14 protein-coding genes are annotated in these 15,956 nt (G+C 72.1%); 3 read left to right on the forward strand and 11 right to left on the reverse strand.

Going from position 1 to position 15,956, the window contains the following annotated elements:
* Window positions 1-71: 71 nt before the first annotated feature.
* The 10 genes from KHP12_RS14680 to KHP12_RS14725 form a co-directional block, all read right to left on the reverse strand.
* The gene (locus KHP12_RS14680; protein WP_210610103.1) at window positions 72-1,487 is read right to left on the reverse strand and encodes a DUF6177 family protein; all 1,416 of its coding nucleotides are present in this window, start codon (window positions 1,485-1,487) and stop codon (window positions 72-74) included.
* Entirely contained in the window at window positions 1,484-5,503 is a 4,020-nt protein-coding gene (gene eccCa, locus KHP12_RS14685) for a type VII secretion protein EccCa (RefSeq protein WP_086885692.1), read from the reverse strand. Before eccCa ends, KHP12_RS14680 begins: the two co-directional genes overlap by 4 nt.
* Window positions 5,500-6,921, reverse strand: coding sequence for a CpaE/TadZ family protein (locus KHP12_RS14690; RefSeq protein ID WP_211833037.1), 1,422 nt, complete (start codon window positions 6,919-6,921; stop codon window positions 5,500-5,502). Before KHP12_RS14690 ends, eccCa begins: the two co-directional genes overlap by 4 nt.
* Before the next feature lie 68 nt (window positions 6,922-6,989).
* Window positions 6,990-8,360, reverse strand: a complete 1,371-nt coding sequence (eccD, locus tag KHP12_RS14695) for a type VII secretion integral membrane protein EccD (protein ID WP_086884458.1) — start codon at window positions 8,358-8,360, stop codon at window positions 6,990-6,992.
* 20 nt (window positions 8,361-8,380) lie between these two features.
* A complete protein-coding gene (locus KHP12_RS14700) occupies window positions 8,381-8,650 on the reverse strand; it encodes a hypothetical protein (RefSeq protein WP_037957791.1) in 270 nt (89 codons plus the stop codon).
* Window positions 8,650-9,573: a hypothetical protein gene (locus tag KHP12_RS14705; protein WP_244203199.1), complete on the reverse strand. Its 924-nt coding sequence runs from the start codon at window positions 9,571-9,573 to the stop codon at window positions 8,650-8,652. The genes KHP12_RS14700 and KHP12_RS14705 overlap by 1 nt, the downstream gene beginning before the upstream one ends.
* 80 nt (window positions 9,574-9,653) lie before the next feature.
* Window positions 9,654-11,969: a hypothetical protein gene (locus KHP12_RS14710; RefSeq protein ID WP_210610099.1), complete on the reverse strand. Its 2,316-nt coding sequence runs from the start codon at window positions 11,967-11,969 to the stop codon at window positions 9,654-9,656.
* Window positions 11,966-12,364, reverse strand: a complete 399-nt coding sequence (locus KHP12_RS14715; RefSeq protein WP_308036095.1) for a DUF6507 family protein — start codon at window positions 12,362-12,364, stop codon at window positions 11,966-11,968. Before KHP12_RS14715 ends, KHP12_RS14710 begins: the two co-directional genes overlap by 4 nt.
* 44 nt (window positions 12,365-12,408) lie before the next feature.
* A complete protein-coding gene (locus tag KHP12_RS14720) occupies window positions 12,409-12,717 on the reverse strand; it encodes a pore-forming ESAT-6 family protein (protein WP_037957789.1) in 309 nt (102 codons plus the stop codon).
* Between the two features lie 21 nt (window positions 12,718-12,738).
* A complete protein-coding gene (locus KHP12_RS14725; protein WP_037957788.1) occupies window positions 12,739-13,071 on the reverse strand; it encodes a hypothetical protein in 333 nt (110 codons plus the stop codon).
* Between the two features lie 194 nt (window positions 13,072-13,265).
* Here KHP12_RS14725 and KHP12_RS14730 point away from each other — a divergent pair, with 194 nt between their 5' ends.
* On the forward strand, window positions 13,266-13,547 hold the full coding sequence (locus tag KHP12_RS14730; RefSeq protein WP_086881205.1) for a ribosomal protein L7/L12: 282 nt from the start codon (window positions 13,266-13,268) through the stop codon (window positions 13,545-13,547).
* 33 nt (window positions 13,548-13,580) lie between these two features.
* Here KHP12_RS14730 and KHP12_RS14735 read toward each other — a convergent pair whose 3' ends face one another.
* A complete protein-coding gene (locus KHP12_RS14735; protein WP_086881204.1) occupies window positions 13,581-14,258 on the reverse strand; it encodes a GntR family transcriptional regulator in 678 nt (225 codons plus the stop codon).
* Window positions 14,259-14,416: 158 nt separating this feature from the next.
* Between KHP12_RS14735 and KHP12_RS14740 the strand changes: the two genes are divergently transcribed.
* Together KHP12_RS14740 and KHP12_RS52405 are read left to right on the forward strand one after the other, a co-directional pair.
* A complete protein-coding gene (locus KHP12_RS14740; protein ID WP_086881203.1) occupies window positions 14,417-15,805 on the forward strand; it encodes an L-lactate MFS transporter in 1,389 nt (462 codons plus the stop codon).
* Window positions 15,802-15,924, forward strand: a complete 123-nt coding sequence (locus KHP12_RS52405) for an MFS transporter small subunit (protein ID WP_256653775.1) — start codon at window positions 15,802-15,804, stop codon at window positions 15,922-15,924. The genes KHP12_RS14740 and KHP12_RS52405 overlap by 4 nt, the downstream gene beginning before the upstream one ends.
* Window positions 15,925-15,956: the final 32 nt, after the last annotated feature.

Here is a 15,956-nt window from a genome sequence, read left to right on the forward strand (position 1 = left end):
GGCTCCGACTTTCTCCTGTCTCAGGACAAAGTAATGCGCGCACGAGTGCCCCCCAGGTGCCCGGCGACGCCTCAGCCCGGCTGCCTCAGATGGCGCATGAGCTGCTCGAACAGCGCCCAGCTCGAGGGCGAACTCCCGTCGCCGAGCGGATAGTAGAAGCCCGGGCGGGCCGCGGGCCCCAGCGGCACGGGCTGGGCGGGCAGCGGTGTGCGCCGGGCGAAGGTGAGGCCGACGTCCCGCGCCTCGTCGGCTCCGAGCGCGAAGCCGACCGGGACGGCGGGCGGTTCGAGGCGGGCGGGCAGGCTCAGGTCGCGGCGGGCGGCCCGCAGCTGGACCAGCAGCGACTGGAGCCGGTGCTCGGTCACCAGCGTGGCCGCGAGGTCGGGCAGGGCGTCCAGTGGCGGCTTCTCGCCGGGGCCGTAGCCGAAGGCCAGCGTCACGTCCTGTTCGACGCCCCGGGCGGTCCGCTCCACGCGCAGCGTGGCGATCGCGGGCCGGTCGGCACGGCCCACCGCGACCACCCAGGTGCTCTCCGGGGCGCGGTCGCGGGCGAGGGCGGTCAGGGCCTCGCACGACCAGGGCAGATTGACGGGCTCGGCGGTGCTCCAGCCCTCAGGTGGACCACCGGTGACGGCGGCCCAGGCCGCCTCGAGGGGCCCACCGAGGACGAGCCGCTCCTCGGCCGGCTGCACGGTGCGGAAGGACAGGGCGAGTTGGCGCTCCCCGGTGTCCTCGGCGCCCTCGAGGAAGGCCCGGGCCACCGGAGTGCGCTCCGGTTCCGCCTCGACCGGGGTGAACCCCCCGTCGTGCCAGCGCAGCAGGGCGCCGGACAGCCCGTCGTAATAGCCGCCGCCCTCGTCGTCGCACACCACCCAGCGGGACGGCAGCCCGGTGAGCGACAGGCGCGTGGGCAGGCTGAGCCGGGAGGTCGCGGGGGTCACGATCTGGACGGCGCGGTCGCTCGCGGCCGCGGCCCGTATCGCGTCCGAGAGCCAGGCCGTCATGGCCACCACGGGTCTGTCCTGGAGCACCACCGCCGTACGCTCGGTGAGCACGTCGACGGCGGGCTGGGCCGCGGCCGGGGCGGCGGCCGCGGCACCGGCGCCGGGCTGTGCGGCCTCGGCGTCCGCCGCCGCGGCCGACGGCCAGACCGAGCCGCCGCACAGCCCGGCGAGACGCCGCGCGAAGGACGCCGCCAGCAGCTCGGCGCGCTCCACTCCGGTGGCGGCCCTGGCCTCGGTCCACCACACGGGCACGCCGGTGTCCCCGGCCTCGGGTCCCAGCAGCCGCGCCGCCTCGCCCGCGACCCGCACCAGCAGCGGCGCCTCCACGGACACCAGCGGGCGGCCCGCCTCGTCGCACATCTGGAGCACCGCGCCCTCGCCGGCCGAGCGCACGTCGAGGCCGGGGCCCCCGGCGAACAGCCCGGCGACGAGGCTCCAGACGTCGGGCATCCGCTCGGTGAGCGCGATCACGTCCTTGGTCATCGGCCGTCCTCCTCCGGGTGCCGCTCCTGCTCCACCCATCCCGTCTGGACCAGGCGGTCGGGCTCACCGCGCCGGACCAGCAGTCCGCGCCCGGGCGGCTGCGCGGACGCGTACACGCCCGGGAACAGTTGGCCCTCCATCCGGTCGCCCGCCATCACCAGGGCCGATGTGCCGCTCTCCCGCAAGGTCATCAGGAACGGCTCGTACAGGGCCCGGGAGCTGCCCGCCACCCGCCGGGCGACGACGAAGTGCAGCCCGATGTCGGGCGCGTGCGGCACATACGGCAGGAAGGGCTGAAGCGGCTGCTGGCCCGCGGTGGTGAGGATGTCGTAGTCGTCGACGAGGATGACGATGCGGGGCCCGTCGTACGCCGGGCCCGCGGCGGGCGGCGGGGTGCCGGTGGTCTCGTCCGGCATGCGCTTGGCCAGCTCGCCCGCGATGCCCGCGGCGAGCCCCTCGCAGATCCGGGCGTTGTACGCATAGCCGCCCTGGTACGCCTCGGGCACCACCTCGCGCAGCCCGCGCCGCGGATCCATGATCCCGAAGACCAGCTCCTCGTCGGAGTACCGCGCGGCCAGGCCGTCGGCGATCAGCCGCAGCAGATTGGTCTTGCCGCATTCGTTGTCCCCGAGGATCAGCAGGTGCTGGTCGCGGTCGAACAGGTCGAGCAGCACCGGCGCGAGCGCGGTCTGGTCGACCCCGATCGGCACCCGGCGCGGCTGGGACGTGGCCGACGGCAGCGACCGGGCGGGGAGCCGCGCGGGCAGCACCCGCACCCGCTGCGCCGTCTCCCCGGGCCAGGCCGCGCCGATGGACCGGGCCGTCTGCTCGACGGCCGCGCCCAGATCGGCGGTGGAGGCATGGCCGTCCAGGCGCGGAAGGGCGGTCTGCGCGAACAGCTTGCGGTCGGTCAGGGCGCGCCCGGCGTCGTCGGGGGTGAGGGTTTCGGCGAGCCTGCGGTCGATGCTGCTGTCGCCCGCGTCGTTCAGCCGCAGCTCGATATGGGTGCCGAAGGTGGACTGGTGGCCGATGCGCACGTCGTTCCAGCGCAGCATCGCGGCCACGACGTGGATGCCGTACCCGCCGCCGCGCCTGAGCAGGTCGCCCACGGCGTCGTCCAGGGCCTCGAAGTCGTCGCGCAGTGCCCCGAACCCGTCGATGAGCAGCACGATGTCGGTGGACGCCAGCTCGGGCAGGGATCCGCCGGCGCGCAGGGCGCGCAGCCGCTCCATCGAGTCGATGCCGTGCTCGCGGAAGAGCTCCTCGCGGGCGTCCAGCATGCCGCGCACCTCCTCGACCGTGCGGGTGGCCCGCTCCCGGTCGGCCCGCCCGGCGACGCCACCGACGTGCGGCAGCGCGGCGAGGGCTTGCAGACCGCCGCCGACCAGGTCGAGACCGTAGATCCCGACCTCACGCGGGGTGTGGGTGAGGGCGAGGGAGAGCGCGAGGGCGCGCAGCAGCGTGGTCTTGCCGGACTGCGGGCCGCCGATCACGGCGGCGTGGCCGCCGGCGAGGGTGAGGTCGAGGATCCACTGCCCCTGCCACTGCCGCCCCGGGTCGTCCAGCAGCCCCAGCGGCACCCGCATCGTCCCCGGGCGCCGGACGAACTGCATGCCGCGGGCCGCGTCGACCTCCACCGGCCCCGCCGCCGCGTCCAGCGCGAGCGCGGCGGGCAGCGGCGGCAGCCAGATGCGGCGCACCGGGTCGGCGGCGCCCCTGATCCGGTCGACCATCACGGACAGCACGGTCGGCCCGGGGTCCCGGGTGCGCTTGCCCGCGCCGGGCGCGTCGTCCTCGGCGGGCGCGGAGTCCTCCGGCCCGGCGAGCGTGTTGTACGCGGGGTACGGGTGGATGGCGGGTCCGGTGTCCTCCACGGTGCGCAGCGCCGGACCCCGGTACGGGCCGGAGACGTACCCGGCCTTGAACCGCTCGTACGCCGTGGTGTCCACCTTGAGGTAGCCGAAGCCGGGCAGCGGCGGCAGGTGGAAGGCGTCGGTGGTGTCCAGGACGGTGCGGCTCTCGTCGGCGGAGAAGGTGCGCAGGCCCAGCCGGTAGGAGAGGTAGGTGTCCAGGCCCTTGAGCCTGCCGCCCTCGATGCGCTGGCTGGACAGCAGCAGATGGACGCCGATGCTGCGGCCGATCCGGCCGATGGACAGGAACAGATCGATGAAGTCGGGCTTGGCGGTGATGAGTTCGCCGAACTCGTCGATGACGACGAAGAGGTGCGGCAGCGGCTCCAGGTCGGGCCTCGTCGTCTCGCGCACCGCCGCGTAACTCGAGATGTCGGCGACATTGCCCGCGTCCTTGAGCACCTGCTGACGGCGCTTGACCTCGCCCGCGAGGCTGGTGTGCACCCGCTCCACGAGCCCGGCCTGGTTCTCCAGGTTGGTGATGACGCCGGCCACGTGCGGCAGCCCGTCGAACGGGGCGAAGGTCGCGCCACCCTTGTAGTCGACCAGCACCAGCGCCAGGTCCTGTGGCGGATGGCCGGCCACCAGGGCGAGAACGAGGGTGCGCAGCAGCTCGCTCTTGCCGGAGCCGGTGGCGCCGACGCACAGGCCGTGCGGGCCCATGCCCAGTTCGGCGGACTCCTTCAGGTCGAGCAGCACCGGCTCGTGGGCGTCGTTGACGCCGATGGGCACCCGCAGGAAGGAGCGCTCGCCGCGGGGTGCCCAGGCACGGGCCAGGTCCAGGGCGCCGGGGTCGTCGATGCCCAGCAGCTGCGGGAAGTCGACGGGCCCGGACAGCGGGGCGTCCACGAGGGATTCGGCCGACAGCCGCAGCGGGGCCAGCATCCGGACCAGCCCCTCGGCCCCGGCGGCGGTGACGTCGTCCACGGTGCCGTGGGCGCCCGCCGGATGCCCGCCGCGCAGGTCCTCCACGACCACCTCGTCCTCGCCGACGGTGATGCGGATCGCCACCTCGCCCGGTTCCTGCACCCGCTCGGCGACCAGGTGGAGCACGGTGACGCCCATCTCGCGGTGGGCCACGGCCTCGTCGGGGCGCGGCAGCTCCCGTGCCTCCTCGCCGTGGTCATCGCTGATGACGAGCAGCCGGCCGCTGAGCCCGAGCGCGTCCGCCCCGGACAGGCCGCGCCGCACCTCGGCCGCGTAGGCGGCGCGCTGCCGGAGGTCGCGGCCGAGGAGCCGGGCGAGCTGGGGCAGGTCGGGGGCGATCCGGCGGGCGGCGACCGGCCCGTCGCGCTCCTCGGCGTCCAGCAGGTGCGGCAGCCACTTGAGCCAGGCCCAGTCCCGCTCGACCCGGTCGCCGGGGGCGGCGAGCGCCAGGGCCACGTCGTCGGGGGCGTGGGTGGCGGCGGTCTGGACGAGCAGCGCCCGCACCACCCGCAGCACCGCGTCCCGCTCCCCCACCACGCTGACGTTGCCCACGCGGTCCAGCGGCACGGTCAGCGGCAGATCGGTGACCAGTGCGTAGCGCCCGACCAGGGCGCCTGCCTCGTTGAGCATGAACGGGTCGGGCGGGGTGAGCACACTGCCCGACTGCCGGGCCACGGTCAGCGGCCGCAGCGGCATCTCGCCGGTGCCGATCCGCACCCGCAGGAAGTCCGGGTCGGTGCGGCGCCGCTCCCACAGCCGGGCCGGGTCGCGCACCACGTCGTACAGGGCCTGCGGCGGCGGGTCGAGCAGCCGCGCGGTGGCGCGCCAGGCCCGCTCCTCGGCGCCGAGCTCCTCGCGCAGCTCCTCCAGATACTCCAGATACCGCTCGCGCTGCTGACGGCGGGTGCGCTGCGCACGGCCGCGCTGGGAGAACAGCAGCACCAGGGCGCCGACGACGGTGACGACGAGGACGAGGGCACCGATCGCGGCGAACTGGCCGCTGCGCAGCACGGTCATCATGACGACCGAACTCATCACCCCGGCGATCGGCAGCAGCGACATGGCGGCCCCCGCCGCCTTGCCCTCGGGCAGGTTGGGCGGGGCCTCGATGGTGCGCGGCTCGGGCTCGGGCAGCGGGCGGGTGGCGCGGGCGGGCCGGTGCACCAGGCGCGTTGTCATCGCCGTCCTCCCCTGTCGCGCACGGCACGGTCCAGGAGTGCGGCGGCCAGGCGGCCCGCGGCCAGCCGGGTGCTGTGCGCGAGCAGCCCGGTGCGGATGGCGCCGCCCGCGGCCAGTTGGCGGTCGTACGGGATGGCCATCACCTCGACCCCGCTCTCGGCGAGGTGGGCGCGGGCCACGTCCAGGTCGAGCGCGGTGTCGGGCGAGGACTCGGTGAGGGCGACCACCGTGCCGGGCAGCATGGGCCGCGGCACCGCCGCCATCCAGTCCAGGACGGTGCGGGTGCTCGCCACGCCCTCCAGGGTGGCGGGCGCCACCAGCACCCTTGCCTGCACGGTGTCCAGGGCCGTACGCGCCAGCTCCCCCGGCAGCGTCTCGCAGTCGACGACGGTGACACCGAAGTAGCGGCGCAGCGCCATGGTCACGGTGCGGTAGGCCCGGATGTCCAGCGGAGTGCCGATGCGGCCCTGGCTCCCGGGCAGCAGCCAGCCGCCCTCGGGCAGCTGGACCAGATAGCCGGTGACCTCCGCGAACTGCATCGAGGGAGAAACGACTCGGGCCACGTCCGCGCAGGTCCAGCGGACCGACTCGGCGCCGAGCCGGATGGGCAGGCTGCCCAGCGCCGGGTCGGCCTCCACGACGAGGACCGGGTCCTGGCGGTAGTGCGCGAAGGTGAGGTTGAGCAGCGCCGCGACGGTGGTCTTGCCCGCGCCACCCCGGATGCTGCTCACCGCGATCTGCCGCCCGGTGGTCACCGGTTGCTGCAACGCGCGGGCGACCTCGGTGGCCTCCTCCACCTCACGCGAGGCAGACGCGGCGACCAGCCGCCGCAGGGTGCGCCCGGCGCGGCGAGTGACCGGGTCCCCACTGCGAAGCCTGCCCTGCGCGAGGGCCAGCCGAGGGTCGACGGGCGGCACGGGTGTGGGGGCGGGCAGGTGTTGGGGGCGCGCCTGGGGACACCGATCGGCGGGGGCGGGGGGTGCGGGAGGTCCGGCGGGGGCGGGGAGTGCGGCGGGTTCGGGGGCATCCGGGCCCGTCGCCACCTCCACCCGCCGTGGGGCGGGGGCGGGGGCGGCGTGGGCCTCGGCAGCTCCCGAACCGCCGGACGCCTCCCCGGCCTCGGGAGCGCCCGAAGCCATCAGAGCGCGCAGCGCCTTGTAACCTTCCGAGTCCTTGGAGTCAGGGCCACCATCCAAAGCCTTGGACGATTCAGCCTTGGGTGCGTCAGCCTTGGACGATTCACCCTTGGGCGCGTCAGCCTTGGGGGCGTCACCCTTGGGCGCGTCAGCCTTGGGGGCGTCAGCCTTGGGCGCGCCCCGGACATCGGCTTCGGCAGCCCTGGAGGGCCCGGGGCCCTTGGAGGCAGGCGTGTTCCGCAACTGGTGGAGCACATCGCTCTGCCAATCCCCTGCGCCCATGACGCCTCCCCTCGGCTCGGATACGGACAACGGTCGACTACGGCAACGACAACGGCCGGGAACCGGCGCTAGAACGCGTCCAGCAATCGCCCATACACCCCGAACTCCCCGACCACCAGTGGGAACAGCACGATGACGCCGACCGCCTCGACCAGATCCACGATCCGCCGGAGCCGGACGCGGACATGCTCGGGAGGCCGTATGGTCAGCACGCCCAGCGGGAGCAGCGCGGCGACGGCGAGCGCGGCCAGCGGCCCGTACGGTCGGCCGTCGGTGGTGTCGAGCCAGAGCACCACCAGACGCACCAGCAGCACCATGGCCGCGGCGAGCAGCGCCACCACCTCGGCCGCCAGCGGGTACGCCCGCGACCGGGACAGCAGGACGACCGCGAGCACCGCGGTGAGCGGCACCGTCCATGGGGAGGCGTCGCCGACGGCGAGCAGCCCGGCGGCGGTGGCGGACACCGCGGTGACGAGGGTGGCGAACACCAGCCCCCGGTGGGTGGCGGCGAGCGCGGTCGCCACCTCGTGCCGGCTGACCGACGCCCCGCCCGAGCGCCGGTCGTCAAGACCGGTGAGCCCGGCGGCGGTCAGTGCCACGCGTGGCAGAAGGCCGAGCGCCACCACGGACACCACGGCGAGCACCGCGCCCAACCGGGCCTGCTGGGCATCGGCGTGGGCCCCGTCCTGCACCGCGGCGACGGCCTCCCACAGCCCGCCGGTGACCACGACGGCCCCGGCGCCGATGTACGCGCCCCGCCCGACCGTGGCCGAGACCCCGAGCAGCAACAGCGTCACCACAACGGCCCCCGCCACCCCGGCGAGCCGCGCCGCGCCGCCCCAGCCGTGGGCGTCCGCGGCCGTCCAGGCGGCGAGCACGCCGAGGGCGCCGCCGGTGAGCACGAGGGTGGCGCCGAGGTCCCGGTTGCGCAGCCGGGCGGCCGCGGCCCCGGTCAGTGCCGCCGCCACGGCCGCCACGGCCAGGGCGGTGGCCACGCCGGAGTCGGGGAGGCCGCGCCGCGCCAGCAGCCCGACGGCCAGCGCCAGCGCGAGAGTGGCCGCGCTCGCGGTCCACTGCCGCGCCGCCGCCGACCACCGCCATGCCCGGAGGTCCAGATCCTCTGCCACCTCATCGGTGACGTCGTGCACCACCGGCGCCGCCGGAACGTCCCGCTCCCGTACCAGCCGCAGCACCGCGCCGTCCGGGACCGCCGCGGACGTGAGCGTGGCGTCCTGCGGCAGGACGACCCCCTCGGCGGTGACCAGATGCCGCAGCGTCGGCCGGTCCGCCACCTGGTCGTCGACCAGCCGCAGCACATCCGGCAGCAGCCGGCCGACCGGCTCGTCGGCGGGCAGCACGATGTCCACCCGCCGCCGCTCCCCGACCAGCGTGACCCGGCTCAACTCAGCGCTCCGCGCCTGCTTCGCCGCCCTCACGATTCCCCCTCCCCCGACAGGCCCTACCGTGCCGTGTCCGTCGCCGCGGTGGACGAAGGCGTCAGCACACCCGGCGCGGACCGGCCCTGCTTGCCGATGGTGTCGGAGATGAACGACCACCCCACGCAACCGGCGCACAGCACCGCCGCGATCACGATGCCCGCGAACACCTTCCCCAGGTTCTCATCCACCGACCGCCGCCCCCGCTGCGCGCCGAACAACAACGCGTCCCGGATCCGCCGCCGCCGGACCGCCACCGACTCCAGCAGCTGACTGTCGTAGTCCCGTGCCATCAGTTCTCACACCCGGCCAGTTCGCGCAGGGTGGCAAGGTCCGGGGCCGTGGCGTGGGAAGCCAGGTCCACACGGCCGGCCTGGGTGTCGGCCGGCTCGCGGGCGAACTCGGCGAGGGCTTGCGAGGGCGCGAGCCCGCTTTCCTTGGCCCGCCGCAGCCGCTCCAGCCACCGCAGGCCCGCGTGATAACCGGCGTCCTCGGCGGCGTCGCGAGGCTCATAACTGGCGGCTCCTTCGGCGTCCGCGGCCCATAGATAGCCGAGGATGCCCCCGCGCTCACTGGTGACCGGGACATACTCGACTTCACCCTTGGCGGTCCTGGCATAATCGTTCCCGCCAAACCCCGTGTTGTGGTGGAAAACGCGGTTCCGGTAGAGGATCTCAAAACTGCCCCACACATCGGATGCCGAACCGTCCTCGTCGAAATAATTGTCGACGCCGGTCTCGGTCGGTTTTCCGAACCAGGTGGGATCGCCGGGATCGGTGTCATCGCCGATGAGCTCGGAGATTTCCCGCAGAGCCGCCGCGAGACGCGGATAGTTCGCCGCGTGCACGGCTTCCTGCGGCCGACCGCGCAGATCGTACGGCATCCACGCATCGGAGTAAGTCGTCAGGCGTGCCGTGTAATAACCGAGGAGCATTGACGCGCCGAACGTGAGCAACCGCTCCTCGCGATGCTCGGCGCCGTCCGCCCCCAGCCATACGCCCGGGCACCTGATGTCCGCCTCCACGGAGCCGGGCTCGCCGGGGCGCAGCCCGCGCCTCACCAGGCGGACCAGGTCGTTTCCGTCCGGCTCGGTCACCTCGAATTCGCCGCTGAAGAGGGAGTTCTTCGGATGGCCCGACTCCGGGACCGAGACGCGGACCCGGGGGTTACCTACGGCGAGCCGGTGGCTCGCCAGGACCGAGAACCCGGCCAGCACACCGGTGAGGGTCCGCTCGACAGCGTCCACGGCGTCGTCCTCATTCCCCCACGTCCACCGGGCGACGGGCGTTGACGCGATCACGGCGCTCCTCCAGGATCAGGAACGAACTTTCCGCCGGGGGGAATCATCAGGGTGCCGTCCTCGACTCGAATGACGAACTGCACGTTAGTGGTGCCATACACCTCGTTCAGCCGCCGGGCCATGTCCTTGGCTTGCAGATCCGCCAGAGTGCCCTTGGTGTCGAGCACGAACGTCTGCACATCGGCATGTGAAAGAGTCAGCTGGTCTATGTTCGCGAAAATCGCTTTCATTAGCTTCTTGGGGTTCGTGAGGGTCTTGAACTGGTATCCGTAGGCCGTACCCCTGTGATCGTAGGCCAGTACGTCCAGATCCGCCCCATCCTCCATCCAGTCGCCGGGCTTGATCTCAAAGCCGTCTTTCCCCTTGGCCTCGAATTTGATGTCGTCGATCCCGCTGGCGTGCAGCCGGTTGGCGAGGCGGACTTGGTCAATCCCACCCTTCATGTCCTCCTTGGCGAAATTGGAGAGCAAAGTGTCGAAGCCGTAGGAGTGCTTGAACCGGCCGGAGGCGATAGTGTCGGCGATCTCCTGGCCCTGTGGATGCCTGGCGAGGTTGTCCAGCAGCTTTCCCCGGTCGTTGGACTTGACTGACGTACCACGCAGCTGTTCGCGGATCAGCCGCTCCGTCTCGCCTCCGCGCTCGAACGGTCGGGGCTCCTCGGCGGGAAGCCCGTCGTGGCCACCTGGACCGCCCGGGTCATGGGGCCCACCGGGGTCGCCCGGACCGCCCGGGTCGTGGGGGCCGCCAGGACCACCACCGCCGCCCGGGCCGTCACCGCCACCCCCGCCGCCCGGGGCGGCGGGGTCGTGGGTGGGGGTGCCGGTGTCGTGGGTGGTGGGGTGGGAGCCGCCGCTCGTGGTGGGCGTGTGCTTCTCCGGCGGGTCGTTCGGTGGGTCGTTCGGCGGGTCCTTCGGGCCGTCGTCGCTCGCGCGGGGGCCCAGGTCGTCCGGGGCGCGGCCCACCTCGTGGCCGGGTGCGCCCACATGGGCGAGCTCCCGCTGCCGGGCGCGCCGGGCCGTGTCCAGCGCCTGCCGGTCGGCGGCGGACGGCTCGTGCACCGGGTGGTGCACGGTGCCGTCGGGGAGTTCGAGAGCGCCGTTCTTGTGCAGGACGCTGCCGTCGGGCAGCTTGACCGAGCCGTCCGGGCGGAAGACCGTGTCGTCCGGAAGTTTGAGTGAGCCGTCCGGCAGCTGCACACCGCTGCCGGCGCGCAGGTTCTTCAGATGGCTCACCAGGTCGCCGACCTTGAGCTTGGACAGTCCGATGCCCGCGCCCTTGAAGACGTAGGTCATCGGGTCCACGACCTTGCCGACCTTCCCCGCCACGCTGAGCGTCCGCGCGACGGCGCCCGACTTGGCGGCGGACCCCGCGCCGTCCGTGGCGATGGCCGTGAGCACGTTGAAGGTGACTCCGCCCGCCGCTCGGGCCGGGTTCTTGCCCCACTCATCCCATGCCACCATCGCCTTACCGGCGTTGATCATGGTGTGTTTGGTGCTCTTGAGAAACCCCGGCAACATGGAGTCCGGCGTCATGTACCAGCCCGGCAGCAGCGTGTTCAGCGAGAGGCCCACGGCCAGCTTGCCGAGGTTCGCCCAGGAGTTCTTGAAGGCGTCCCAGCCGTCGACCCCGACCATGGTGCCCAGACCCCGGATGGTCCCCCAGACGCCGTCGACGATGAAGCCGTCCCAGACGAAGCTCTTGATCCAGTGGCCGAACTCGTACCAGTGGTGTGTCTCCGACTCCTGAGTGCCCCAGGGCGTCTTTTCCGCGTGCTGGAAGACGTCGGCCGTGTAGCCGTACATCCCTGGCTTGTGGGACCCGTCGTCGACCACCCAGTGGGTGCCGCCGACAAGAGCACTGATCTTGTTGGCGCAGCTCCGCTCGGCAGCCTCGAACGCGGCCGTGGCCGCGCCCACATCGGCGATCAGGTCATTGTTGTGCTGGACCTTGTCCCCGTCGTCCTTCCAGTCGTCGTCGCCTCCGTTCTCCCTGATGAACTCGGCGGCCTCCGCCCTGAGCCGCTTGAGCCGCTCGACGATGGGCCGCACCTCGGCGGCGTATGCGCTCAGGGCGTCGCTGACGGCCTCCAGCTTGGTCGCGAACCCGTCGGCCTTCTCCTTGACCGGCCTGGTGGTCGCGAACAGCTGCTCGGCCTCGGGCGCCGTGTAGTACGCCGACAGGCCCTGGAACTGGTCGTGGACCCCCTGGCCGGTCTTGCGGACGTGTCCGGCGTCCGTCTTCAGCGCCGGCGCGTCCTTCTCCAACTGCTCCAGGTTTCCCGTGAATTCGGGAATGCCATCCAGACTGATCATTTCGGACCGGCCCGATGGTGCTTACCCGGAGGGTTCAGATCGGGTGCTTTCAACGCCTCGCGCTGGGTGTGCGCCGCCATGGCGAGGTCGCCCCCGACGTACTCTTTGGTGGCGGTCGCCGCACCCTTGATCGACTTTCCGGAGCGGGCGGCGATGTACTTGATGTCGTTCTCTGTCTTCTGCTCGAACTCGACCAGTGCGGCGGCCACGGGCCCGCCCTCGGGCTTGGGCCCGCACCCCATGCTCAGCGTGCCCGCCGACTTCGCGGCACTCAGCAGGTGCTTGCCGTACGACTTCGCCTGGCCCTCGATGTCGTCGGCCACACGTCCGGTCTTGAGAAGGACACCGCGCACCCCACTGGTGTCGATGTCCCAGCCGTCCTCAGGCTTTCCCACCACGTCCCCCTTTCAGCCTCAACGGCGCGCGGTGTCGCGCAAGTTCAGCCGATGGCGTCCACCGCGGCCTTGGCCCTGGACAGCGTCTGCTGGGCGGTCCCGTCGTTCTTCTCCAGAGTGGACTTCACCAGCTGGATGATCTGCCGCACCTCGGCGGCGGACTTGTTCCACCGCGCTTCCTTGCCGTGGTACTCGTCGGCCACACCGTCGGCGGTGAAGTCCGCCATCGCCGCCTTCACCGCCCGGTCCCGATCGGTGAGCACCCGCTCCAGCTGCCCGATCACCAGGCCGAGGCTCCCCTGCACCTCACCCGACGCCCCCGTGTCGTAGCTGCGCCGATCCTGATTCCCCATTGCTCGTCACCCCCGCCGTGTTCACCGGCCGTTGAAACGGGCCGCGTCGAAATTGGCCGCGGCCATGGTCTGCCGCGCGTTGTCCGCCGACTCCACGTCACCGCTGCCGAATGCCTTGTCCATCCCGGACTGGCCGCCCAGGATGTCCCGCAGTGAGCCGTTGAGCGCCGCGGTGATCTCGTCCGCGTTCTGCTTGAACTGGTCGAACGCCGCCTTGCCCGCGCCGTTGAAACGGCCTTCCAGCGGCTGCGCCGCGGCGATCAGCTGGCGGATGAGCGCCCCCAGGTCATCACTCGATCCGGATGTCTGGGAGGTCAGCGTTGACAGCGTGGAACTGCCCATGTCGAACTTCACGAACCCACCCCCGTTGGGTAGTCGCCATGGTTCCGTCGAGCGGGCCCCGCATCGGAAGCCCGACCCATCTCAGTATGGCCCCGGGCACCGACAGTCCCACCACCGCTCTGTAACAGCCGGTCACCCAACCCGTAACAGGACCGGCGGCGGCGCACCGCCACGATCGCCGATCCGCGCCACTACGATCGCCCCTCATGGAGATAGCGGCGTACATCGCGATCATGGCCCTCATACTTCAGTATCCGCTGCTGGAGTCGAGGATTCAGAAGATCCAGCGCAGGGCGGACCGTATCGAGCGCAAGCTGGATCTGATCCTCGGCCATCTGGACATCCAGGTGGCGGAGCCCGGCTTGGAGCGGGTGATGGACCTGGTGCGGCAGGGCAAGAAGATCGAGGCCATCAAGGTCTACCGGGAGCTCACCGACGCCGGTCTGAAGGAGGCCAAGGACGCGGTCGAGCGCATGGAGGTGGCTTGAGGGTCGCGGCGCCGGGCGGACCGGCGGATCGGGTCAGGGGCGCTCGCGGTCGTGGTAGGTGCGGCGGGTGTGTTCGGTGTGGGCGCGCATGACGGCCGTGGCGCCGTGTTCGTCGCCGGCGGCGATGGCCGCGATCAGCTCGCGGTGCTCGATCCAGGACTGCTTGCCGCGCTGGCGGGCGACCGGGGTGTAGTACCAGCGGACCCTGCGGTCCACCTGGGCGGCCAGTTCGGACAGGACCACGTTTCCGGCGAGCTCCATCACCTTGGCGTGGAATTCGGCATTGGCCGCGACCGCGCCGTCCACATCGTCGTCCAGGACCGCGCGCTCGCCCTTCGCGCACAGGTCCTCCAGGGCGGCGACGCCGGTCTCGTCGGCCCCGGCGGCGGCCAGCCGGGCGGCCTCGGCCTCGAGGAGCGTGCGCACCGTGAGGAGCTGATCGGCCTCCTCCTCGGTGGGCTCGTGGACGAACGCGCCCTGGGCGGGCCGCAGATCGACCCAGCCCTCGGTGTTGAGCCGCTGGAGGGCCTCGCGCACGGGCTGGCGGGAGACGCCGAGATGGCCGGCGAGCTCGCTCTCCACGAGGTGCTGGCCGGGGCGGAGGGCGCGGGTGGTGATGAGTTCGAGCAGCGCCTCGTAGACGCGCTCGCGGAGTGGCCCGGGCCGCTCCAGCTTCGGCACCGCGCCCTGCGGTAGTCCCCTGGACGGCATCGCGCCCCCTCTGGCTCGCTGTTCACCGGATGTCCGGATTCACCGTATGCGTGAATTGGTTATTGTCTACAGTTTACCCAACCTGTCCACGCCGCCGACACATCCCAGGTGCCTTGACGTCTAGTCATCGACTCGTTGAATCCTTAAAGTCCGGGCACATGCCCACCAATGATCGTCTCGGCCCGCTCAGCCGCTCGCGCACCCTGGCCCCACCGGGCTGGAGCCGCTGGCTGGTGCCGCCCGCCGCCCTGTCCGTCCATCTCTCGATCGGCCAGGCCTACGCGTGGAGCGTGTTCAAGCCGCCCCTGGAGTCCTCGATGGACCTCTCGGGCACGGCCAGCGCGCTCCCCTTCCAGCTGGGCATCGTGATGCTCGGCCTGTCCGCCGCCTTCGGCGGCACGCTCGTGGAGCGCAACGGCCCGCGCTGGGCGATGTTCGTCTCCCTCGTCTGCTTCTCCTCCGGCTTCCTCGTCGCCGCCCTCGGCGCCGCCACCAGCCAGTACTGGCTGGTGGTCCTCGGCTACGGCTTCATCGGCGGGATCGGTCTCGGCATCGGCTACATCTCCCCCGTCTCCACGCTGATGAAGTGGTTCCCCGACCGGCCCGGCATGGCCACCGGCATCGCCATCATGGGCTTCGGCGGCGGAGCGTTGATCGCGTCTCCCTGGTCCAGCAAGCTGCTGGAGCACTTCGGCACCGACAACGGCGGCATCGCCGCCACCTTCCTGGTCCACGGCGTGACCTACGCGGTGTTCATGACCCTCGGCGTACTGCTGGTACGCGTACCGCCCGAGGGCTGGCGGCCGGCCGGCTGGGAACCGCCGCAGGAGCAGGGGCACATGATCAGCGCGGCCGACGTCTCCGCGCGCAACGCCATCCGCACCCCGCAGTTCTGGTTCCTGTGGGTGGTGCTGTGCATGAACGTGACGGCGGGCATCGGCATCCTGGAGAAGGCCGCGCCCATGATCGGCGACTATTTCAAGGACACCGACACCCCCGTGTCCGCCACCGCGGCAGCCGGTTTCGTCGCCCTGCTGTCGGCGGCCAACATGGCCGGGCGGCTGCTGTGGTCGTCCACCTCCGACCTCATCGGGCGCAAGAACATGTACCGGGTCTACCTGGGCGTGGGCGCGCTGATGTATCTGGCCATCTCACAGCTCGGGGACTCCTCCAAGCCGCTGTTCGTGGTGTGCGCCCTGGTGATCCTCTCCTTCTACGGCGGCGGCTTCTCGACCGTTCCGGCGTATCTGAAGGACCTGTTCGGCACCTATCAGGTGGGCGCGATCCACGGCCGGCTGCTCACCGCGTGGTCGGTGGCCGGGGTCCTCGGCCCGTACATCGTCAACAAGGTGGCCGACCACCAGGAGGAGGCGGGGAAGACCGGCCCCGGGCTGTACTCGCTCTCGCTCACCATCATGATCGTGCTGCTGGTCGTCGGCTTCGTCGCCAACGAGCTGATACGGCCGGTCCACCCGCGCTTCCATGAACCGGCCCCCGCGGCGGCCGAGTCCGAGGCGGCCCCCGCCGAGAAGGGAGGGGACCGATGACCGAGCCCACCAAAGACCGCACGGCGCTGACCGTGGCCGTCTGGGCCTGGGTGGTGCTGCCCTTCGGGTACGGGGTCTACGAGCTCGTCCAGAAGGCCACCCAGCTCTTCACCGGCTGAGCCCGCTCCGCCGACTGAGCTCTCCCCACGGT

This window comes from Streptomyces asiaticus, assembly GCF_018138715.1.
GTDB classification, from domain to species: Bacteria; Actinomycetota; Actinomycetes; order Streptomycetales; family Streptomycetaceae; genus Streptomyces; species Streptomyces asiaticus.